The sequence below is a fragment of the Rhodanobacter sp. Root179 genome, from assembly GCF_001428465.1.
In the GTDB taxonomy this organism is placed as follows: domain Bacteria; phylum Pseudomonadota; class Gammaproteobacteria; order Xanthomonadales; family Rhodanobacteraceae; genus Rhodanobacter.
The window spans coordinates 1-21,143 of the sequence record NZ_LMHR01000030.1 but is presented as its reverse complement, the minus strand read 5'-3'; the positions used below and the strand labels follow the sequence as shown (position 1 = coordinate 21,143).

Annotated in this window: 22 protein-coding genes and 1 pseudogene; 8 read left to right on the top strand and 15 right to left on the bottom strand. The window is 67.2% G+C overall.

The features are described from left to right. Together ASD82_RS01230 and aceF are read right to left on the bottom strand one after the other, a co-directional pair. On the bottom strand, nucleotides 1-356 hold a 356-nt coding region (locus ASD82_RS01230), incomplete at its 3' end, for a biotin/lipoyl-containing protein (RefSeq protein WP_304437860.1). A gap of 15 nt (nucleotides 357-371) precedes the next feature. Then, nucleotides 372-1,793 carry a dihydrolipoyllysine-residue acetyltransferase gene (aceF, locus tag ASD82_RS01225; protein ID WP_082585203.1) on the bottom strand — a complete coding sequence of 474 codons (1,422 nt, stop codon included), beginning with the start codon at nucleotides 1,791-1,793 and terminating at the stop codon, nucleotides 372-374. 178 nt (nucleotides 1,794-1,971) lie between these two features. Between aceF and ASD82_RS01220 the strand changes: the two genes are divergently transcribed. After that, the gene (locus tag ASD82_RS01220; RefSeq protein WP_056714237.1) at nucleotides 1,972-2,856 is read left to right on the top strand and encodes an ABC transporter ATP-binding protein; all 885 of its coding nucleotides are present in this window, start codon (nucleotides 1,972-1,974) and stop codon (nucleotides 2,854-2,856) included. A gap of 99 nt (nucleotides 2,857-2,955) precedes the next feature. Further along, nucleotides 2,956-6,542, top strand: a pseudogene (locus ASD82_RS01215) (M1 family aminopeptidase). Nucleotides 6,543-6,572: 30 nt separating this feature from the next. On the opposite strand, the gene ASD82_RS01210 reads toward ASD82_RS01215, so the two are convergent. From ASD82_RS01210 to ASD82_RS01175, 8 genes are all read right to left on the bottom strand, one after another. Further along, the gene (locus ASD82_RS01210; protein ID WP_056714233.1) at nucleotides 6,573-7,424 is read right to left on the bottom strand and encodes a mechanosensitive ion channel domain-containing protein; all 852 of its coding nucleotides are present in this window, start codon (nucleotides 7,422-7,424) and stop codon (nucleotides 6,573-6,575) included. 113 nt (nucleotides 7,425-7,537) lie between these two features. Next, entirely contained in the window at nucleotides 7,538-7,846 is a 309-nt protein-coding gene (locus ASD82_RS01205) for a DUF2845 domain-containing protein (protein ID WP_056714230.1), read from the bottom strand. A 61-nt stretch (nucleotides 7,847-7,907) separates the two neighbouring features. Further along, nucleotides 7,908-8,483, bottom strand: coding sequence for a DUF924 family protein (locus ASD82_RS01200; RefSeq protein WP_056714228.1), 576 nt, complete (start codon nucleotides 8,481-8,483; stop codon nucleotides 7,908-7,910). An 84-nt stretch (nucleotides 8,484-8,567) separates the two neighbouring features. Continuing rightward, nucleotides 8,568-9,320, bottom strand: coding sequence for a DUF2884 family protein (locus ASD82_RS01195; RefSeq protein ID WP_056714225.1), 753 nt, complete (start codon nucleotides 9,318-9,320; stop codon nucleotides 8,568-8,570). A 118-nt stretch (nucleotides 9,321-9,438) separates the two neighbouring features. Beyond that, a complete protein-coding gene (locus tag ASD82_RS01190; RefSeq protein ID WP_235580600.1) occupies nucleotides 9,439-10,410 on the bottom strand; it encodes an energy transducer TonB in 972 nt (323 codons plus the stop codon). Next, nucleotides 10,347-10,820, bottom strand: a complete 474-nt coding sequence (locus tag ASD82_RS01185; protein WP_056714220.1) for a hypothetical protein — start codon at nucleotides 10,818-10,820, stop codon at nucleotides 10,347-10,349. The genes ASD82_RS01190 and ASD82_RS01185 overlap by 64 nt, the downstream gene beginning before the upstream one ends. After that, complete coding sequence (locus ASD82_RS01180) at nucleotides 10,820-11,350, bottom strand: peroxiredoxin (protein WP_056714217.1); 531 nt, start codon at nucleotides 11,348-11,350, stop codon at nucleotides 10,820-10,822. Before ASD82_RS01180 ends, ASD82_RS01185 begins: the two co-directional genes overlap by 1 nt. A gap of 131 nt (nucleotides 11,351-11,481) precedes the next feature. Further along, a complete protein-coding gene (locus tag ASD82_RS01175) occupies nucleotides 11,482-11,940 on the bottom strand; it encodes a hypothetical protein (RefSeq protein WP_056714215.1) in 459 nt (152 codons plus the stop codon). 268 nt (nucleotides 11,941-12,208) lie between these two features. On the opposite strand from ASD82_RS01175, the gene ASD82_RS01170 reads away from it, so the two are divergent. Then, a complete protein-coding gene (locus tag ASD82_RS01170) occupies nucleotides 12,209-12,625 on the top strand; it encodes a universal stress protein (RefSeq protein WP_056714247.1) in 417 nt (138 codons plus the stop codon). A 22-nt stretch (nucleotides 12,626-12,647) separates the two neighbouring features. Here ASD82_RS01170 and ASD82_RS01165 read toward each other — a convergent pair whose 3' ends face one another. From ASD82_RS01165 to ASD82_RS01155, 3 genes are all read right to left on the bottom strand, one after another. Continuing rightward, nucleotides 12,648-13,106, bottom strand: coding sequence for a DUF6491 family protein (locus ASD82_RS01165; protein ID WP_056714212.1), 459 nt, complete (start codon nucleotides 13,104-13,106; stop codon nucleotides 12,648-12,650). A 70-nt stretch (nucleotides 13,107-13,176) separates the two neighbouring features. Further along, entirely contained in the window at nucleotides 13,177-13,914 is a 738-nt protein-coding gene (locus ASD82_RS01160; protein ID WP_056714244.1) for a hypothetical protein, read from the bottom strand. Nucleotides 13,915-13,996: 82 nt separating this feature from the next. After that, entirely contained in the window at nucleotides 13,997-14,863 is an 867-nt protein-coding gene (locus ASD82_RS01155) for a LytTR family DNA-binding domain-containing protein (RefSeq protein WP_056714209.1), read from the bottom strand. Nucleotides 14,864-15,007: 144 nt separating this feature from the next. Here ASD82_RS01155 and ASD82_RS01150 point away from each other — a divergent pair, with 144 nt between their 5' ends. Continuing rightward, complete coding sequence (locus ASD82_RS01150) at nucleotides 15,008-16,207, top strand: acyltransferase family protein (RefSeq protein ID WP_056714207.1); 1,200 nt, start codon at nucleotides 15,008-15,010, stop codon at nucleotides 16,205-16,207. Between the two features lie 3 nt (nucleotides 16,208-16,210). Here the strand turns inward: ASD82_RS01150 and ASD82_RS01145 are convergent, their stop codons facing one another. Then, nucleotides 16,211-16,513 (bottom strand): DUF3247 family protein, encoded by a 303-nt coding sequence (locus ASD82_RS01145; RefSeq protein WP_056714204.1) that lies wholly within the window; start codon nucleotides 16,511-16,513, stop codon nucleotides 16,211-16,213. A 146-nt stretch (nucleotides 16,514-16,659) separates the two neighbouring features. Between ASD82_RS01145 and ASD82_RS01140 the strand changes: the two genes are divergently transcribed. From ASD82_RS01140 to ASD82_RS01125, 4 genes are all read left to right on the top strand, one after another. Continuing rightward, complete coding sequence (locus tag ASD82_RS01140; protein ID WP_056714201.1) at nucleotides 16,660-17,925, top strand: MFS transporter; 1,266 nt, start codon at nucleotides 16,660-16,662, stop codon at nucleotides 17,923-17,925. A gap of 26 nt (nucleotides 17,926-17,951) precedes the next feature. After that, the gene (locus ASD82_RS01135; protein WP_056714198.1) at nucleotides 17,952-18,869 is read left to right on the top strand and encodes an arginine deiminase-related protein; all 918 of its coding nucleotides are present in this window, start codon (nucleotides 17,952-17,954) and stop codon (nucleotides 18,867-18,869) included. Between the two features lie 69 nt (nucleotides 18,870-18,938). Continuing rightward, on the top strand, nucleotides 18,939-19,607 hold the full coding sequence (locus ASD82_RS01130) for a glutathione S-transferase (RefSeq protein WP_056714195.1): 669 nt from the start codon (nucleotides 18,939-18,941) through the stop codon (nucleotides 19,605-19,607). A gap of 87 nt (nucleotides 19,608-19,694) precedes the next feature. Next, on the top strand, nucleotides 19,695-20,024 hold the full coding sequence (locus tag ASD82_RS01125; RefSeq protein ID WP_056714192.1) for a hypothetical protein: 330 nt from the start codon (nucleotides 19,695-19,697) through the stop codon (nucleotides 20,022-20,024). Nucleotides 20,025-20,133: 109 nt separating this feature from the next. Here the strand turns inward: ASD82_RS01125 and ASD82_RS01120 are convergent, their stop codons facing one another. After that, nucleotides 20,134-20,976 (bottom strand): OmpA family protein, encoded by an 843-nt coding sequence (locus ASD82_RS01120; protein WP_056714189.1) that lies wholly within the window; start codon nucleotides 20,974-20,976, stop codon nucleotides 20,134-20,136. Nucleotides 20,977-21,143: the final 167 nt, after the last annotated feature.

The window sequence follows — 21,143 nt, the reverse complement described above, 5'->3', positions numbered from 1 at the left end:
CCTCCCCTGCTCGCAGGGGAGGGCTGGGGAGGGGTGGCCGCCGGAACGGCGGCTGGCGTCGGTGCAGCGGCCTCGGGCGCTTCCGCTTTCGCAGCCGGCGCCGCAGCCGTTTCACCGGCCACTTCCACCACGGCAATCACCGCCCCTTCGGAAACCTCATCCCCCACCTTCAACTTCACTTCCTTGATCACACCAGCGGCGCTGGAAGGAATCTCCATGGTCGCCTTGTCCGACTCCAGCGTGATCAGGCTCTGTTCCTTCGCCACCGTGTCGCCGGCCTTCACCAGCACCTCGATCACCGGCACGTTGTCGTGGCCGCCGATGTCGGGAACCTTGATCTCGATCGTGTTCGCCATGGTCATCGCCTCCGGTCAGAGCAGCAGCCGGCGGATGTCGCCGAGCTGGTTGGCCAGGAACGATGCGAAGCGCGCGGCGAGCGCGCCGTCGATCACCCGGTGGTCGTACGAGAGCGACAGCGGCAGCATCGTGCGCGGCGCGAATTCCTTGCCGTTCCACACCGGCTTCACCGCCGACTTGGAGACGCCCAGGATGGCCACCTCCGGCGCGTTGACGATCGGCGTGAAATAGGTGCCGCCGATGCCGCCGAGCGAGCTGATCGAGAAGCAGCCGCCGGACATCTCGGCCGGGCCAAGCTTCTTGTCGCGCGCCTTCTTCGAGATCTCGCCCAGTTCGCGGGCCAGGTCGAGCAGGCCCTTCTTGTCGCAATCGCGGATCACCGGCACCACCAGGCCGTCGGGCGTGTCCACCGCGATGCCGATGTGGAAATACTTCTTGAGGATCAGCTTTTCGCCCGACTCGTCCAGCGAGGCGTTGAACTGCGGGAACGCCTTCAGCGCGGCGACCACCGCCTTGATCTGGAACACCAGCGGGCTGATCTTCAGATCCTTGTTCTCGGCGCCGAGCTGCTTGCGGAACGCCTCCATCTCGGTGATGTCGGCGTCCTCGTGCTGGGTGACGTGCGGGATCATCGCCCAGTTGCGCGCCAGATTCGCGCCGGAGATCTTCTGGATGCGCGTGAGCGGCTTCTCCTCGATCTCGCCGAACTTGGCGAAGTCGACCTTGGGCCACGGCAGCAGGCTGAGGCCGCCGACCGAAGCCGAGGCGCCCGTCGACGGACGCGCGCCGGAGGCCAGCGCGTGCTTGACGTAGGCGCTGACATCGTCGCGCTGGATGCGCCCGCCACGGCCGCTGCCCTTGACCTGCTGGATGTCCACGCCCAGCTCGCGGGCGAACGCACGGATCGCCGGGCTGGCATACGGCGCGTCGCCAGGCATCACCACGCGCGCATCGACCGGCGGGCGCACCTGCGGCGCCACGTCGCCCTCGGGCGCGATGCCCGGCTGCACGCCCTGGCCGGCCACTGGCGCGGGGGTCGGCTGAGCGGGGGCGGGAGCCGGAGCGGGCGCTGGGGAATTTGAAGGGGCCTGGGCTCCCTCACCCCTGCCCTCTCCCGATACGGGAGAGGGGGACGGCGAGACGGCTGCGCCGTCGGCTTCAATCAAGGCAATCACCGCGCCCTCGGAAACCTCGTCGCCCACCTTGAGCTTCATCTCCTTCACCACGCCGGCAAACGGCGAGGGAACTTCCATCGTGGCCTTGTCCGACTCCAGCGTGATCAGGCTTTGTTCCTTCTCGACCCGGTCGCCGACCTTCACCAGCACTTCGATGACGGGGACGTCGGCATGGCCGATGTCGGGAACGCGGGCTTCTTTGAGGTCGGCCATGTTGACTCCTGCTGGCGATGGCGCGCCGCTCGGGGATGGCGGCTGCATACAAGACGTCAATCATAGCGAAGGGTCATGCCTTGCGTATGCCGAATCGTGTAACTTCGGGCCTTCGCACCCCACCATGCGCCCGCGTATCCATGACCTTGAGCGGACGCGCCGTGCGGTTGCGTAGCCTAACCTGAGCCCATGTCCACGCCGCACAACGCGGCACCGGAAGGAACCCATGCTGACGATACGTGACCTGTCCAAGACCTATGCCAACGGCGTCCGGGCGCTGCGCGGGGTGTCGCTCGACATTCCCGGCGGCATGTTCGGCCTGCTTGGCCCCAATGGCGCCGGCAAGTCGTCGCTGATGCGCACGATCGCCACGCTGCAGGACCCGGACGAGGGCACGATCAGGCTGGACGAGATGGATCTGCTGGCCGACAAGCAGGCCACGCGGCGCCTGCTGGGCTATCTGCCGCAGGAGTTCGGCGTGTATCCCAAGGTCTCGGCCGAGGCGATGCTGGACCACTTCGCCGTGCTCAAGGGCGTCACCGTGAAGGGCGAGCGGCGCGAGCTGGTCGAGGCGCTGCTGCGCCAGGTCAACCTGTGGGACGTGCGCAAGCGCAAGCTGGGCACCTACTCCGGCGGCATGCGCCAGCGCTTCGGCATCGCCCAGGCGCTGATCGGCGAGCCCCGCCTGATCATCGTCGACGAACCCACCGCCGGACTGGACCCGGAGGAACGCAACCGCTTCCTCAACCTGCTGGCCGAGCTGGGCGAGCGGATGGTGGTGATCCTGTCCACCCACATCGTGGAGGACGTCACCGACCTGTGCTCGCGCATGGCGATCATCGGCCAGGGCCAGGTGCTGCTGACCGGCGAACCGGGCGAGGCGATCCGTTCGCTGGAGGGCCGGGTCTGGCGGCGCAGCATCGACAAGGCCGAACTGGACGGCTATCGCGCCCGCATGAACATCCTGTCCACCCGCCTCGCCGGCGGCCGCACCCTGCTGCACGTGCTGGCCGACGCGAAGCCGGAGGAAGGCTTCGAAGCGGTCGCACCGGACCTGGAGGACGTCTATTTCGGCCGCCTGCGGGCGCAGGCCACCGCCAAGGCCGCCTGAAGGCGCCCCGAATCCGCAGGGGCGCACCCGCGCGCGATGTCCGTTCTTCCGATGGAAGACATCGCGCACACGGCGCTCCTGCAGCAGCCAGGATCACCCATGTTCTTCGAAATACTCCGCTTCGAATTGCGCCAGCAGTTGAAGGCGCCGCTGTTCTGGATCGTCGCCGCCGCGTTCGGCGCGCTGGCCTTCGCCCTTTCCAGCACCGACATGGTGGTTGCCGGCGGTGCCAGCGGCAACGTGCTGCGCAACGCGCCGCTGGTGATCGTGCGCCTGCTGGGCGTGCTCACCGTGCTCAGCGTGTTCCTGATCACCATCTTCGTGGCGGGCGCGGCCTTGCGTGATTTCGACCATCGCACCTCGGAGCTGTTCTTCAGCACGCCGATGAGCCGCGGTGCCTACCTGGGCGGCCGCTTCGCCGCGGGCTACCTGGCGGCGCTGGCGATCATGCTGGTGTGCGCGCTGGGGCTGGCGCTGGGCGCCACGATGCCGTGGATCGACGCGGCGCGACTGGGCCCGGCCAGCTGGTACGGCTACGCCTGGTCGCTGGGCGTGATGGTGATCCCGAACATGCTGTTCATCGCCGCCCTGCTGTTCCTGCTGGCCACTACCACGCGCTCGCTGCTGGCCACTTATATCGGGGTGATCGCGTATTTCGTGCTGTCGGGCGTCACCGGCTACCTCAGCCGGGACATCGACAGCCACACCATCGCCGCGATGCTGGACCCGTTCGGCGGCCGCACGCTGGGCATCGTCACCCGCTACTGGTCGTCGGAGCAGAGCAACCACCTGCTGCCCGCGCTGGACGGGGTGCTGCTGTTCAACCGCCTGCTGTGGATCGGCGTGGCGGTCGTGCTGTTCGTGGCGGCCTACTGGCTGTTCCGCCCGAACCGCGAGGGCCTGCAGCTGCCGCGCCGCAAGAAGCGCGCTGAACCGCCGATGCTGCGCCCGCCGGCCAGCGGCGCCGCGCTGACCCTGCCCCGGGTGAGCATTGGCCACGGCTGGCGTATCCACCTGCAGCAGCTGCGCGCCCAGTTCCTGTTCGACACGCTTGGCGTGGTGCGCGGCGTGGCCCTGCTGGTGCTGCTGGCGCTGTCGCTGGTGCTGATGCTGGTGTCGCTGGTTTCGTCCGGGCTGATCTACGGCACGCCGGTGTGGCCGGTGACGCATCAGGTGCTCACCGCGATCAACGGGAGCTTCAGCCTGCCCCTGATCATCATCGTGATCTTCTATGCCGGTGAGCTGGTCTGGCGCGAGCGCAGCCAGCACTCCGCCGAAGTCACCGACGCCTTCCCGGTGCCGGACTGGGTACCGCTGCTGGCGAAGTTCGGCGCGCTGTTGACCATCATCGTGCTGATGCTGCTGATCGGCGCGGTGGTCGGCATCGGCTGGCAGCTGGCGCACGGCTACACGCACCTGGAGCCGGGCCTGTACCTGGGCATGCTGGCGCTGAACGCGATCCCGTTCGTGCTGATCGCGGTGCTGGCGCTGTTCCTGCAGGTGATGTCCAACAACAAGTTCCTGGGCTACCTGCTGACCATCCTGTGGGTGGCGGCCAGCTCGATCGGCTTCGGCCTGCTGCACTGGGACCACAACCTGTACAACTACGGCAGCGGTCCCACCGTGCCGTATTCGGACATGAACGGCTTCGGCCACTTCCTCACCGGCGCGCTGTGGTTCGACGGCTACTGGGCCTGCCTGGCGGTAGTCATGCTGGTCGTGGCCGCGCTGTTCTGGGCGCGTGGCACCGACGACGCGTGGCGCGACCGCCTGCGCGAAGCGCGTGCGCGCCTGCATGCCCCGGCCCTGGTCGTGCTGGTGCTGGCCGCGCTGGGCTTCATCGGCAGCGGCGCGTGGATCTACTACAACACCAACGTGCTCAACACCTACCGCAACAGCACCGCGAAGACGGTGCAGCGTGCGGACTACGAGAAGAAGTACGCGAAGTACAAGGACGCTCCGCAGCCCCGCATCACCGCGGTGAAGGCCGAGGTGGACATCCATCCCTACCAGCGCAGGCTGGACATCCGCGCCCACTACACCCTGGTCAACAAATCCACCGCGCCGATCAGCGAGCTGTACGTGAACTTCACCGACGAGTTCACCGTGAAGTCGCTGCAGTTCGCCCCGCACGACACGGTCAGCGAGGACAAGGACCTGGGCTTCACCGTGTACGGCTGAAGAGGCCGCTGGCGCCGGGCGCGTCGATGGATTTCGACTTCAGCCTGGCATACGCGCCGAAGGGCTTCACCAACGACACCGGCGCCACCTTCCTGGTGCACAACGGCAGCTTCTTCAACAGCGGCATGCTGCCGCAATTCGGCTACCAGACCCAGTACCAGCTCACCGATCGCAACGACCGACGCAAGTACGGCCTGTCCGCCGAGGTGCCGCGGATGCCGAAGCTGGGTGACGAGAAGGCTCGCGCCAACAACTACATCAGCAATGACGCGGACTGGATCGACTTCGACACCACCGTCTCCACCGCCGCCGACCAGATCGCGCTGGCGCCGGGCACGCTGCAGAAGGAATGGACGGCCAATGGCCGGCACTACTTCCATTACACCATGCAGCGGCCGATGCTGAACTTCTTCGCCTACCTGTCGGCGCGCTACTCGGTGAAGCGCGTGCAGTGGAAGGGCGTGGACATCTCGGTCTACTACAACCCGGCGCACGCCTGGAACGTGGACCGGATGATCGAGAGCGCGAAGGACTCGCTGGACTACTACGACGCCAACTACACGCCGTACCAGTTCAAGCAGCTGCGCATCCTGGAGTTCCCCGGCTACGCCGCGTTCGCCCAGTCGTTCGCCAACACCATCCCGTTCTCCGAATCGATCGGCTTCATCGCCGACCTGCGCGACAAGTCGAAGATCGACTACGTCTACGATGTCACTGCCCACGAAGTGGCCCACCAGTGGTGGGCGCACCGTGTGATCGGCGCGAACATGCAGGGCTCGACCATGCTCAGCGAGTCGCTGGCGCAGTACTCGTCGCTGATGGTGATGAAGCACAAGTACGGCGCGGACCAGATGCACAAGTTCCTGAAGTACGAACTGGATGCCTACCTGGTCGGCCGCGCCACCGAGAAGCTGGCCGAGGAGCCGCTGGCGAAGGTGGAGAACCAGCCGTACATCCACTACCGCAAGGGTTCGCTGATCTTCTACGCGCTGCAGGACTACCTGGGCGAAGCGAAGCTCAACGGCATGCTGAAGCAGTTCCTGCTCGACAAGGGCTTCCAGCAGCCGCCCTACACCACCTCGCAGGAGTTCATGGAGGCGCTGGACCAGGTGGCCGGGCCGCAGTGGAAGTCGCTGCTGGACGACTTCTTCTGGAAGATCACCCTGTTCGACAACCGGCTCACTGATGCCCGCGCGAAGAAGCTGGCCAACGGGAAATACGAAGTGACCCTGAAGCTGCACGCCGGCAAGGCCTACCTGGACGGCACCGGCAAGGAAACCGCGGCGAAGCCGGACATCCCGATCGAGATCGGCGTGTTCGCGGCCTCGCCCGGCGGCGGCCGGGACGGCAAGCCGCTGTACTTGGAGAAGCGCCTGCTGAAGGACGGCGACAGCACGATCACCGTGGTGGTCGACGGCAAGCCCGCGCTGGCCGGCGTCGATCCCTACAACGAGCTGATCGACAAGGTATCCACCGACAACCGGCGGGGCATCACGCTGGAATAGCCGCCCGCGCCACGCATCGGTGAGACCGCGTCATGGCTGGCGCGGCGCCGCATCCGACAGGTCACCGTGGGTGATGACCAGTTCGCGGCGCGGTGCGGGAAGGCTGATGCCGGCCGCCTCGAAATGCTCGCGGATCGCGCGCAGCAGGTCGGTCTGCACGTCCCACGAGTCGGCCGAGCTGGTCCAGGCGCGGATCACCAGGTCGACCACGTTCTCGCCCAGGCCGACCGTCCACACGCCGGGCGCGGGGTCCTTGAGGATGCGCGCGTCGGCTGCGAACAGGCGGCGGATCTCGGCCATCGCCGCGCCGATATCGTCCTTGTAGCCAATGCCCAGCTTCAACTCGAGCCGCCGCGTGCCGCGCCGGTTATGGTTGACGATGGCATCGCCGCCGACCTTGCCGTTCGGCACCACCGCCTCGCGCCCGTCCGGCAACAGCAGCAGGGTGTGCATCAGGTTGATGCTCTGCACCGTGCCGTCGAGCCCGCCGGCGGTGACGAAATCGCCGACCCGGAACGGCCGGAAGATCACCAGCAAGACGCCCCAGGCCAGGTTGCTCAGCGAACCCTGCAAGGCCAGCCCGATCGCCAGTCCGCCCGCGCCCAGCGCCGCGACCAGCGGTGCCGACGGCACGCCGGCGCGGGTCAGCGCCATCACGATCAGCATCGCCACCAGCACGCCGTAGATCACGTTGCGCAGGAAACCGCTGAGCGTGTCATCCACATTCGCCCGCTGCAGCGCGCGGCGGCTGAAGTTGGCCATGCGCGCCGCCACCCAGGTGCCGACCAGCAGGATCAGCAAGGCGAACAGCAGGTTCAGTCCGGCATGGATCACGCTGGCGGACAACGCCTGGCCCAGCAGGTTGTCGAGGAAATCGTGCATCGCTTCGGCTCAGGCGGAAAACCTCGCCAGCCTAGCAAACCGCCGAAAAAACTGCGTGACACGCACGCGGCGAAGTGATGATCGATATTTCCCGAATGCCGTGCCCGACGATGTCAGAGCCGGTCGTCCTGAATGTCGGTGACCTTGCCGTCAACAAGGGTCACCACGGTGGCATGCCCGTCGCGCCGGTAGCGCCATTGCTCGCCGCCCTCGTTGCGGTCGATCACCCGCACGCCACCGCGGCGACTGCCGTGACTGCGCGACTTGTGCGCATGCGACTTCGAACTGGGCTTGCCCAGCAAATCCACCACCCGCTCGCGGCTGTCGCCGGCAACCAGCACCTGGTTGCCGACCCGCAAGGTGCTGGACGCCTGCACGGCGGCACTGAAGGCGAACAACGCAATGACTAGACGAATACGCATGACCTGCTCCCTGGTCGGTTGAATGTGCCGCTGCCAAGCGGACGACGTTGCGCTCAGAAACTCAGAAACCCGCTCCCGGCCGGGCCAGATAATCCATCTCTTCGGCGCTGCTGGCCCGACCAAGCACGGCGTTGCGATGCGGAAAACGGCCGAAGCGCTCGATCACGTCGCGATGGCGCCGAGCATAGTCCAGAAAATCGTCGAAGCGGGCGACCTCGCCGGGCGATGCGTCGGCCCTCAGCGCCTCGAACAATTCGACTGAACGTCGCTGCAGCGCGGGGTCTTCCGCGTGTTCCAGCGGCAGGTAGGCGAACACGCGCCGGATGGCGGGAAGTTGGCGGTCATCACCACGGGACAGGCCCGACAACGCGACGCGCTGCGCCGCCGGATCGGCCGCCCAGGCGCGCGGGTCGTGGCGATACAGGTTGCGGGGAAACTGGTCGAGCAGGATCAGCAGCGCGAGCCAGCCCGACGGCGTGGTCGCCCAGCCGTCCAGCCGTCCGTTCGCGGCGTCCTGCACGGCGCCGCCGAATTGCTCGCGGATCTGCCCGTCGAAGGCGGCGCTGGCGGCAAACCAGTGCACGGCGTGCGCTTCGGCGAACCAGAATTCGAGGACATCGCTGGCGCTGGCCGGCATGATTCATCCATCAGGCAGTGGCGGAGCTTCCGACTATGCCCGCCGGCACGCAGGCCATGCAAACACGCGCCCGGTGCGCGGGTGTCATGGCCCGACCTGCAGCAGGTTCAGCGGCTGGCCATTGCTGCCGCGCACGCCCTGCTGCAGCGAGGCAAGCCGGCGGATCGCCGGACACAGCGCCTCGACCTGCGGACGCAATACCTGCAACCGCGCCTGCAATCGCGGCTGCAGGTCGGTAGCCAGGTCGGCCGCGCGATCGCGCAGCGTGGCGGCGGCTTGCAGGTCGCCGGACAGCGCCGCGTTGATCGCCTGCTGACCCAGGTCGGCCGCCAGCAGCGGCAACAGGTCGCCGGCGATCTGGTTCATCGCCTGGTTGGCGGCATCGCCCTGCCAATCGCGCGTGCTCTGGCTGACCGAGATGCGCCGTTTCAGCTCCGCCGCGTGGGCGTCCAGCCGACGCTGGAACTCGGCCCGGGTATCGGCGCCCAGGCCCATGCCGTCGGACTCGCTGCGCAGGGCCTGTGCCGCGATGTCGACCCCGTTGCGGGCCACCGTGCGCACGCGCGGCGCCAGCTCGCGCAGCTCGCGTTCAAACAGGGTCAGCCGGTCCTGGTCCTCCGCGTTCAAGCTCACGCTGACGCCATCGGTGCGCAGGGCGCCCTGCTGCAACTCGACATGGAACGGCGCCGGCGCGGGCCGGTCGAACAACAGGCTGTCCGGTTTCAGGGTGACGTCGTAACTGCTGCTGGCATGGCAGGTCGCCGCCAGGTCCTGCGCGTGCACGGTGCACGCGGCGAACAGGGACAACAGCAGGACGGACACAGGGCGGATGTGCATGGCGCTTTCCCGGGGACGATGCGTCAAGCGATACCCGCCCGCGGGCCAACCCATGCTGAACATCCGCTACGGGGTCGCGAATTCGCGCCGACCGCCGTGGACAGATCGGGCGGGTCGATCAGGCGCCGCTCAGTGGCGTGAGCAGCTGCAGTCCATTCCGATCAAGCTGATAGATGCCGTCGCCCGGCAGTGCATCGGCGCTGCCGGACAGCAGGCGCTGGCTATCGATCCACGGCACCAGCTCCTTCGGCCCGGGGACGTACGCCTGCCATTTCCCGTAGGTATCGACTTCGGGCTCGTCGAGAGTTTTCAGATGGTAGGCAACCGGCACGCGTGCAATCCAGTACGGCGCATTGACATATTCGCCCGAGGTCGGCGTATGGAAAGTCCACTTCCTGGCGGCCGCCAGCGCGGACTTCGCAAGCACATTGCGCCATTGCACCATGTCCCGGTCGCTGGCGATCACGGCCAGATTGACCTGTTCGGCCTCGGCATCCTCGACCTGCCCCTGCCGCCCCACTCGCAGGACCAGGTAAACCGTACCGGTCACGCGCCCCTTGATGGCCTGCGGCGGATAGGTGGGCGGCACGCGATTCTGGTAGGTGACATGTTGACCGGGTGCTTCCTGGCCGAAATGCGTGCCGCTGATGGCCAGTGAGTAGTTGCCATCGCCGATCGGTTTGGCAACCACCCGCAGGCTCATCGTTGCCTTGGCCGCCACCGGCTTGCCGGCGAGCAGCACGGGTTCGAACTTCCATGCAGGAATACTGCGGTTGACCAGGCTCATCGCCGCGGGCTCGACCTGGTCGGCGCGATCGATGGCGTAACTGCGCACGCTGCCGTCAGGCGCCACCACGATCGTCCCGGTGAGCAGCATGCTCGCCTGGACCCGCTTGCGTACGCCGCCCGGGCCCGACGCGAATGCCACGCCGCAAAGCAACAGACAGCACCATCCCGCCAGCCAGTTCTTCATCCCTTCCCCCGAAGCGAATCCGCGCAAGTGCCCGGCTGCAGTATCACCGACCGTCAGGGCCGACGCGAGCGGAATTGCGCGCGCACGGCTGGCCGCCCCAGTTGCCAGGCCAGCCACAGCAGCGCGGGAATGGCCGCCAGCTTCAGCGCGATGCCGACCTGCCAGGTGCGTTGCGCCCGCGCGATCATCCACAGCGCCATCTCGCCGAGCTGCGGTTGCGCCCGGGCGTGCTGGCGGGCGATCTCGAAGTCACCCGATTGCTGCAGCATCAGCACCGCGGTCACCAGCGACCACGCCGCCAGCAGCAGCGCCAGCACCTGCATCGCCGACCGCGACCAGGCCTGGCGCAGGATGCAGCCGGCGCAGACCACGATGACCGCGACGGCCACGCCGAGATAGAGGTACTCGGCATGCCGCAGGTATTGCACGAAGCCGATCGCGGCCAGCAACAGCAGGACCCAGGGGCCGATCGCCCAGGGCGCGAAACGCCGGTTCGCCGCGCTGGCGGCGTTCGGTGCCAGCGGCATCAGCGCGTCGCCTTCAGGCTGGCCAGGTCGGCCAGCACCTGGGCCGAGTTCTTCTCCGGATCGACATCGACATAGACCCTGGCGATGCGCCCCTGCGGATCGATCAGGAAGGTGGTCCGTTTCGCATAGTGCAGACCCATGCGCGAGGTGAGCACGCCGTAACGCGTGGCGACCTGGCGATCCTCGTCGGCCAGCAGCGGGAAGGGCACGTGGTACTTCTCGGCAAACGCGGCATGCGATTTCACATCGTCCAGGCTCACGCCGACGACCTTGGCGCCGGCCTGGCGCAGCTTGGCGATGTCGTCGCGGAACGTGCAGACCTCGGTGGTGCAGCCGGGGGTGAAGTCCTTCGGGTAGAAGTACATGACCAGCCAGCCACCGCGAAAATCATCCGGCGCGAGCCAGTGGCCGTTCTGATCCTGCAAACGGAACGCCGGTGCAGCCTCGCCCACCTGGGGCGTGGCGGCGAAAGCCGCTCCGCTCATGGCGAGCATCAGGATCAACGCAAACAGGGCAGCAAGACGACGCATGGACAGGGCCTCCGATCGGGTGTGCGCAATCGCTGCAGTTTACGCGCACGGAAAAAGGAAGGGCGCCCATGGCGCCCTTCCGGATCAGGCCATGGCCTTGATCAGACTTGCCGTGATCAGAGCTGCCCTGATCAGAGCTGGCTGATGGTGAACTTGCCCACCGAAATGCCCAGGTTCACGCCCTCGCCGGTGCCGGCCAGGGCCAGCGACGTGGTGCCCTTGGTCAGCACCTGCGCCGTCGAGCTCTTGACCACGCCCGCTTCGGCGCCGGCCTGTGCATAGTCGCCGAAGACATCGGCGATGCCGTGCACCTTGGTGATCTCGCCCTTGCCGTTGTCGATGTGGTACTTGCCGGCGGTCAGGCCGCCGCCGACCACGGCGATCTTCACCTTGGCGCTCTGGCCGTTGCTGCAGGTGACCATGCCGGTGCCTTCGGCGTGCTTGTAGATCAGCGACCAGCCCGACAGGTTGTAGACCAGATCGCATTTCACACTCGCCTCGGCAGCCTGCGCGGAGCTCGTCGGCAGCACGGTCATCGCACCCGCGCAGGCCATTACCAGGGCAGCCATTCCAAAAGTACGCTTGATCATGATGTCTCTCCTTCGAGTGTGCGGAACAACAGTTGATGCGCTTCCCGCGGCCAACCTGGACAGCACGGCCGTCGTGGATGCGGGTGGAATGAATCCTGTGCAGGGCGGCGTGACAGAGACGTGCAGACGAATGACCAGCCGTTCAGCTTTCGGCGGCGGGCGTGGACGGCCAGGCACAGCAGGCGGCATCCGTCGCTTGGTTTCCACTCCCCACGCTCCTAGACTCCAAGGCAACGGCCTGATGGCCGCGCAGTCGCGAAGGGAAATGATGGTCAAGCACTCGCTGGTGGGTTACGACGGTTCGGAAGTGTCACAACGCGCGTTCCAGTTCGCGATCGATCTGGCGCGCTGCTCCGGTGGCCGGGTTCGCGTGGTGTCGGTGCTGCAGGTGACCGAAGGCGGCACCGACGTGTCGGCGCTGATGATGGCCGACTCCGGCACCCGACGGGCGCAGGAGCTGCTGCAGGAATTGGCCGCCGTGGTTCCCGATGCGAGCGACATGGTCGACGTGGAGCTGGTCTATGGCAGCCCCGGCGACGTGCTGCTCAGCCAGGTCGAACAGCACGGCATCGATCACATCGTGATCGGACACACCGAACGCGGCGCACTGGCGCGATGGCTGCTGGGCTCGGTCTCCGGCAACGTGCTGGCACGTGCCCACGTGCCGGTCACCGTGGTGCGCTGACGGCAGGTCTCCGGCAACCTCGCTAATTTTTCGCTGCTGGCGGCGCGGCGCTGCGCGTGGCCGCCTCGATCCTGCGCTGCTTTTCCTGGGCGATCTTCAGGCTCTTCACGTCGACCGGACGGATGCCGGTGATGGTGCAGGGAAAGTTGTGGCGGCCGGTGAGCACCTTGTCGAAGCCCACCGTCACCTGGTTGATGTTCGAGGTGAGTCCGATCGCGTTCGCAAACATCAGGTCCTGGCAGCCACCGAGGTCGAGCAGGTACGCCTGGTTCGGCCGGGTATACACCGCCAGCTCGGTGTCGCTCAGCGGCTCCCACGAGTACAGGCTGAAGTAGCTGAAGCTACGCACCGGCGCGCCGGCCGCCGCAGCGTACGCCGCCTGCCGCTGCTGCACGCGCTGCGCGTACGGCACGCTGGAGCATCCAGCAGTCAACGCGGCCAGCGCCAGCGCGCCGGCGGGGATCAGCCATGACTTGTCCATGACGCCATCCTCATGTGGGGAATGCCTACTGCCAGGAACGCAGCAGCGGTGTCGCGGATGACACCGCCGGCTATTTCCCGGCGGGCTTGCTCTTGCCCAGCGCGGTCCACTTTGCCGGATCGAAGCCGGCCACTTCATAGACCAGGGTCTCTTTCTTCTCGCCATCGACCAGGGTGACGTCCATGCTGATCTTCTTCGCCTTGCCGAGCATGGCGATGAAGGCCTTGTCGTCGCGGATCATCAGCGCCGGCTCGCCGGTGGACGGCGCAAACGCCTTCACCGACACCGTGCGTCCGTCGACGTGGGTGGCGATGCTGCAGTTGCCGCGACAGACGAAACCGGGCTTGCTGCCGTACAGGAACACGCTCTGGCCCCAACTGGTGTGCCGGCGCAGCACCAGTCGCACGCGGTCACCGCTGGCGGGCTGGCTGTTTTCGATGGTCGCGGTGGATTGCGTGCCGCCAGCCATCGGCGCCACCTGGTAAAGCCACAGGCGTTCGAGCCGGCTCTTTTCGCTGGCTTCGGTGTAGCGCTTCTCGATCGCCGGCAGGGTCCGCTGCACTTCCTTCGCGGCGTCGCTGTCCGGGAAGCGCCTGACGATCTCCTTGCCCATCGTCACCGCCATCTCGTCGTTGTGGATGCGCAGCAGCTGACGATACGCGTCGAGGTTGCGCACGGCGTCCGCATTCGCGGCTTGCGCCTGCTGCTGTGCGGCGTCCGGCGCCGGAGCCCCGCCCTGCGAACAGGCGGCCAGCAGCACGGCGAAACCGCACGCCATCACGGCGCGACAGGGGAAGGCGACATTCATCAGCGGCATACCTGGCGGGAACAGACGGCTAGCTTGTAACGATCCGCCATTGCCGCGCAACCGGCGCACGCAGTCCGGGGGTTCAATCGGGCTGTCCGAAACGTTCGCGCAGTGCGGCGCGATAACGCCGGCTGCAGGAAATCTTCGTGCCGTCGCGCATCTGCAGGCGCGCGTCGCCGGTTTCCAGCGGCTCGATCTCGACAAGATAGTCGAGGTTGACGAAGTAGCCGCGATGCACCCGCACGAAGCGGGCCGGATCCAGCCGCTCCTCGATCCCCGCCATGGTGGCCCGCAGCGGGTAGTCGCGACCGCGTACGTGCAGGTTCACGTAGTTGCCCGAGGCCTGCAGCCATTCGATCTCGCTGGCGTTGAGCAGGAATTCCTTGCCCAGCTTGCGCACCAGGAAACGTTCGGGGCGCTCGACCGGCTCCACCGGCGCGCCATCATCCGGCGCCGCCAGCAGTCGCGCTTCGCCCTGCTGGCGCAGCAGCCACAGCCGGTACAGCACCAGCGTGCCGACGATCACGAAATAGGTGCGCACGTCCTTGAGGTATTCGTAGCCGGCATTCATCCACCATGAGGCGCCGAACGCGTCGTAATGGGCACCGGCGAGGGCGTAGCCCAGCTTCCGCAACACGTGCATTCCGCCCACGTGGATCAGGCTGAACGGCACGCTGAACAGCAGATGCAACGGCAGGTTGCGGCGCCAGGTATCGAAGCGGATCGGCCAGCGCCGCTCCAGCGCGATCACCCCCGGCAACAGCGCCAGCAGCACCAGCACGCTGCTCCACTCCCACAGCCAGGGTTCCCACGCCGCCGCGCCGGCGTGGTCGATGCCCGAGTTGATGCTGTTGAAGACGCCGTTGATCGCGAAGAACACCAGCCAGACCCCGACCTCGAACGGTCGCCGCCAGCGCTGGTAGATGTCGAAGCCGGAAGTCGTGCCCATCGACCGGAGTTTACCCAACTCGTCCCCACTACTCGTCCCTGCCAGCCGCCATTCGTCCCCAGGGCCCGTCAGGCGGTCACTTCGGGCGGGACAGGCAGCGCGCGGCGGGACAGGCTGAGGCCACTTTCACACGGGAATGCCGCCATGAACCGCCGCCACGATATCGATGCACTGCGCGTCCTCGCCTTCGGCCTGCTGATCCTGTACCACGCCGCGATGTTGTACGTGGCCGGGGACGGCTGGGACTTCCACCTCAAGAGCAGCCACACCGCCGAATGGCTGCAGTACCCGATGCTGTTCCTCAACCGCTGGCGGATGGAGCTGCTGTTCCTGGTCTCCGGGCTGGCGGTGAACTTCATGCGCCGGCGCGGCAGCATCGGCCGGCTGGCCGGCAAGCGCAGCCTGCGCCTGCTGTTGCCGCTGGTGTTCGGCGTGCTGGTGGTGGTGCCGATCCAGCCGTATGTGCAGGGACTGTCGAACCATCTGGTCGAGCCCGGCTTCGGCCACTTCCTGCTGCGCTACTGGAGCGGCGGCCCGTGGCCCGCGGGCGCGTTCACCGGCTGGCAGTACGGCTTCACCTGGAACCACCTGTGGTACCTGCCCTACCTGTGGGTGTACACGATGCTGCTGCTGGCCCTGCTGCCGTTGCTGGAGTCGCGTCCGGGCCAGCGCCTGCGCAACGCCTGCCTGAAGTTGCGCGGCGTGCGCCTGCTGCTGTTGCCTGCCCTGCCCCTGCTGTTGTGGGGTTGCCTGCTGGCCAACCGCTACCCGGTGACCGGCGCGCTGTGGGGCGACTGGTACGCCCATGCGATCTACGCCACGGTGTTCCTCTACGGCTACCTGCTGGGCACCGATACCGGCATCTGGGCCGAACTGGCGCGGCTGCGCCGGGCCTCGCTGCCGCTGGCGCTGGGCTGCTTCGCGTTCTACCTGCTGGGCATCGAGACCCTGCCGGACGACGCCGCCCTGCCCCTTGTGCTGGCGGTGCGGGCGCTGCATTACCTGTACCTGTGGAGCGCGATCGTGGCGGTGCTGGGCTGGGGTCATGCGTATCTCAACCGCCCGTTCCGCTGGCTGCCGTATGCGCGCGAGGCGGTGTATCCGTGGTACGTGCTGCACCAGAGCCTGCTGTTGCTGTTCGCCTGGCAGCTGATGCCGCTGGGGCTGGGACCGGTGCTCGAACCCACCCTGATCGTGCTGGCCACGGTGGGCGGTTGCGCGCTGCTGCACGAGTTCGTGATCCGCCGGAGCCGCTGGCTGCGGCCCCTGTTCGGCCTGGATGCGCCGGCGCGCGCGGCATCACCGCGGGCCGTTCCGGCCAGCGTGGCCGACGACCTTGCCTGAGCTTCAGTTCTCGCTGGCCATGATCGAGTCGAGGTGCTCGACCCGCACGATCTGGTCGAGCCAGATCCGACGCGTCCACTCCGGCACGTCCGGCCGTTCGAGCTGCACGGTGGCATTGATGCCTTCGCGCTCCTCGGCATCACGGAACACCTGCACGTTCGGCCGCGTGCTGACGACGCCGTCGCAGCTGCTGCCGTCCTTCAGCAGCAGCACCACGTGGCCGTTCGCGGGCAACTCATCCACCAGCGATTCCAGCTGGTGGATGCTGGCATGGTCGGTGTAGACATGTTTTGCCTGGCGGCCCATGGGAGTGTCCTTCGGCTCGGTATTTGGACAGGACGCTAGGCGGGAATATGGCAAGGCCGCGTCAAATCAGCCGTCTGCCAGCTGAACCGCCAACGCTTGTGGCCGGGCACGCCCGCGGGATAATGGCGCCCCCGCAAGGACACCCCATGCTTCCGCCTCGTTCCACGGCCACGGATTCGCTGCTTCGACATCCCGCCTTCGTCGCGTTCTGGTTCGCCCGGATCGCCTCGGGCTTCGGCTTCCAGATGCTGTCGGTGGCGGTAGGCTGGCAGATCTACGCGATCACCGGCCGCGCCTTCGACCTCGGCCTGATCGGCCTGGTGCAGTTCGTGCCATCGGTGTTGCTGGCCCTGCCGGCCGGCCACGTCGCCGACCAGTTCGAGCGGCGCCGCATCGTGCTGCTCGGCCAGGTGGTGGAGTGGATCGCCATTGCCGCGCTGACCGGCATGAGCCTGGCCCACGGCATCCACGAGGCGGGCATCCTGCTGCTGGTGTTCGTGATCGGCATCGCCAAGGCTTTCGAATTTCCCGCACTGCAATCGATGCTGCCGGCGCTGGTGCCGGCCACGGTGCTGCCCCGCGCGATGGCAGTGAACGGTTCGGCCGGCCAGGCGGCGATGATCATGGGCCCGGCGGTCGGCGGCTTCCTGTACGTGGCCGGGCCCGGCGTGGTGTACACGACCTGTGCGGCGCTGTACCTGGTGTCGATCGTGCTGATGGCGCGATTGCGCTATGAACAGGCACCGCCGAAACGCGAACCGGCCACGCTGAAGAGCCTGTTTGCCGGCGTGCATTTCATCCGTCGCCGCCCCGACGTGCTGGGTGTGATCTCGCTGGACCTGTTCGCCGTGCTGCTCGGCGGCGCCACCGCCCTGCTGCCGATCTTCGCCAGGGACATCCTGCACACCGGCCCGTGGGGCCTGGGTCTGTTGCGGGCGGCCCCGGCGGTGGGGGCGCTGCTGATGTCGGTGTGGCTGGCGCGGCATGACATGCAGCGGCGGGTCGGCATGATCATGTTCGCCTCGGTGGCCGGCTTCGGCGTGGCGACCCTGGTGTTCGCCGTATCCACCGCGCTGTGGCTGTCGCTGCTGGCGCTGTTCGCGCTGGGTGCGTTCGACATGGTCAGCATGGTGATCCGCGGCGCTCTGGTGCAGCTGGATACACCGGACGACATGCGCGGTCGGGTCAGTGCGGTGAACGCAATCTTCATCAACACCTCCAACCAGCTCGGCGAGTTCGAGTCCGGCATGCTGGCGGCATGGCTGGGCGCGGTGAACGCCACCGTGCTCGGCGGCGTCGGCACGCTGGTGGTGGTCGTCCTGTGGATGGGCATGTTCCCGAGCCTGCGCCGGCGCCAGCAGCTGCACGTGGAAGCCGCCGCGCGGGAAGAACCGGCAGCGGATATTCTCTGACGTCTCTTCGCGTCTGGAACCGCACCGTGATCACCACCTCGCCCACCGAATTCCTCGAGGCGTTTGCCGCGCTGGCGCCGCTGCCTGGCGCCGCCGCGACGGCACGCGCCGCCTATCTGGTGGCGCCGGCCGAGTTCGCGCTGGCGGCGGAATCGGCGCGCGACAACCGCTACATGGACATGAGCCTGGCGGTCGATCCGCTCAAGGCGCTGGCCCAGCACGGCGCGCTGGCGCAGGCCCTGCGTGCGGACGTGCCGGTGATCACCTTCCCCGGCGATCCCGCCACGCCCGATGCGGTGTTTCCCAACAACGTATTCGGCACCGCACCGGGGCGGCTGGTGATCGGTCGCATGCGCCACCCGGTGCGCCAGCGCGAGGCCGAACGCGCCGACATCCGCGCGTTCTTCGGCGACGTGCTGGGCTATGACGAAATCGACCTGTCCGGTTGCGACGGCCTGGTCGCCGAGCTGACCGGCTCGCTGATCATCGACCGCGCCCGCGGCGTCGGCTACTGCGGCCTCAGCGAGCGCTGCGACATGGCCGGCGCACAGGCGATGCTCAAGGCATTCGAGCTGCGCCTGATGTTCTGCTTCGAACTGGCCGAGGGCGAATATCACACCAACGTGGTGCTGACCCTGCTGGCCAGCCGCGCCGCGATCATCGCCGCCGACGGTTTCCGCGATCCCGCCGCTGCGCAGGCGATCGTCGGCGCTTACGGCAGTCGTGCGATCTGGATCAGTCCGGCACAGAAGCAGGCCTTCGCCGGCAATGCGATCACCCTGTCCGACCAACGGGTGTGGATGAGCGCCTGCGCCGCGGCATCCCTGACCGACGCGCAGGTGGCGACGCTGGCCGACTATGGCTTCGCCGTCGGCGCGGTGGAACTGGACGAGATCGAGAAGGCCGGCGGCAGCCTGCGTTGCTGCGTGGGCGAGATCTACTGAGCGCCGATCTGCGTATGCCGTTCCGCGGCCATGCATGTCGTCGTGTCACCTCATACTGCGGAGCCCGTCATGATCACCGTCCACCACCTCAACAACTCGCGCTCGCAGCGCATCCTGTGGCTGCTGGAAGAACTGGGCCTGCCCTACGAGATCAGGCGCTACCAGCGCGACCCGAAGACCATGCTGGCGCCGCCCGAACTGCGCGCCGTGCATCCGCTGGGCAAGTCGCCGGTGATCACCGATGGCGAACTGACCATGGCCGAGTCCGGCGCGATCATCGAGTACCTGGCCGACCGCTACGGCGCCGGCGTGCTGATTCCCGCCCACGGCACGCCGGCGCGGCTGCGCTGCAATTACTGGCTGCACTACGCCGAAGGCTCGGCGATGCCGCCGTTGCTGCTGAAGCTGGTGTTCCGGAAAGTGGAGGCCGCGCCGGGGCCGTTCTTCGTCAAGCCCATCGCCCGGGGCATCGCGCGCAAGGTGATGCGCACGTTCGTCGATCCGCAGCTGCGCCTGCATCTGGACTATCTGGAAAATGAACTGGCCGGCAGGACGTGGTTCGTCGATGACGCCTTCGGCGCGGCGGACATCCAGCTGAGCTTTCCGCTGGAAGCCTTCGCTGCCCGTGGCGGACTCGACGCAAGCCACCCGAATCTGGCCGCCTTCCTGCAGCGCATCCACGCTCGCCCGGCCTACGCGCGCGCGCTGGAAAAAGGTGGCGAGTACCGGCTTGGCTGAATGCTGGCCGCGGGTTGCGCGGCCCTGTTTACGCCTCGCTCACGGTGGCGCTGCCAGCCTGAGAGCTCAGACGCCGAGGAGACGACCATGCGCAAACACGATATCGGACGCCAGCTCCAGGACACCGCCGAGCGTGCCGGCGAGCGGGCCCGCCACTACGCCGATGACGCCAGCAATGGTGCGCAGAACCTGCTGGAACGGGGCCGCCGCACGATCCGCGAACGCTTCGACAAGCGTGGCGATTACCGCCGCCAGTTGAGCCGCGCCGCCGAGGATTTCGCCGACGAGGCGAACTACCAGTATCGCCGCCTGCGCCGGAAGGTGAACCGCCACCCGGCGGCCACCGTGGCGATCGTCGCCGGTACGATCGGTGCCTTCCTGCTGCTGCGCCGTGCGTTCCGCGACGACGACGAGTAGACATCACGGATCAGGCAGAAGGGCCGGACGATCACTCGTCCGGCCCTTTCCGTTTGCACTGGCGAAACAGCTCCGTGGATCGCCAGGCTGTGCACTGCAATACGACGACTCAGCGCCCGGCGTGCGGCTGCTCGCTCACCACATGGTCGAGCACCCAGACCACGAACGGGCCGTTGTCGTTGGAGAATACGTAGCGGGAGGCCGGGTCCCTGGACTCGTTCTCCAGTTTCACATCCGAGCGGTATGCCTTGACCACCAGCTCATAGTCGTTTCCCTCGACGTAGTCGAAGCCCTGGATGCGACCGTGCCACAGTTTCCACGGCCCGTTCTCGCTTTCGCGCACGCGATAGCAGTAGCCAGCACTGTCGCCGTCGCAGGGCACCGTGTGCGGACCGATCCACACCGTTTGGGTCACGCCGTGACTGCCCGGCGGGATGACCACCGGCATGGCGGCGCCCGCATCACTTACGATGGTGTTGATCACGACGCGGCGGTTCGGCGCCAGGCAGGCGATCAGCTTCTGACCTTTCTGATCCGGGCAGGCCACCAGCGGGTCAGCCTCGCCCCGGCCTTCGGCCCGGATCGCCCCGGCCGGCACGCCATGCGCCACCAGATAGTCACTCACCGTCTCGGCGCGTTGCTCGGAAAGTTTCTGGTTGGCCTGCTCGCTGCCGATCCGGTCGGTGTAGCCCAGCACCTGCACCGAGTCGATCTGCGATGCCGCCTTCATCTTGTCGGCCAGTGCGTCGAGCTCGGCATTGTCGGCGGACCGCAGCGACGCCTTGCCGAACGCGAACAGCGCGTCGGCCGACAGATTCTGCTGCGCAGGCATGGCGGCCTGCAGCTCCGGTGCCGGCAGCGGCGTTGGCTGGACAGCCTCCTTGCGGCAACCGGCCAGCACCAGTGCAACGGCGCCGCCAAGCAGGTAAACGTACGGACGTATGGTTTGCATGGCTCACCCCTCATGTGTCGAGTGACTGTCGGACCATACCCGGTATCGCCGCGGTATCGCCGACATCGTCGCCGCCCATCACCGGCTTCCCCATGCCATGCAGGATATAGCGGCCGAGTGTCGCGCCGGGTGCAGCGCAGGTGAAGAAAACCGTTCGGGCGAAAAAA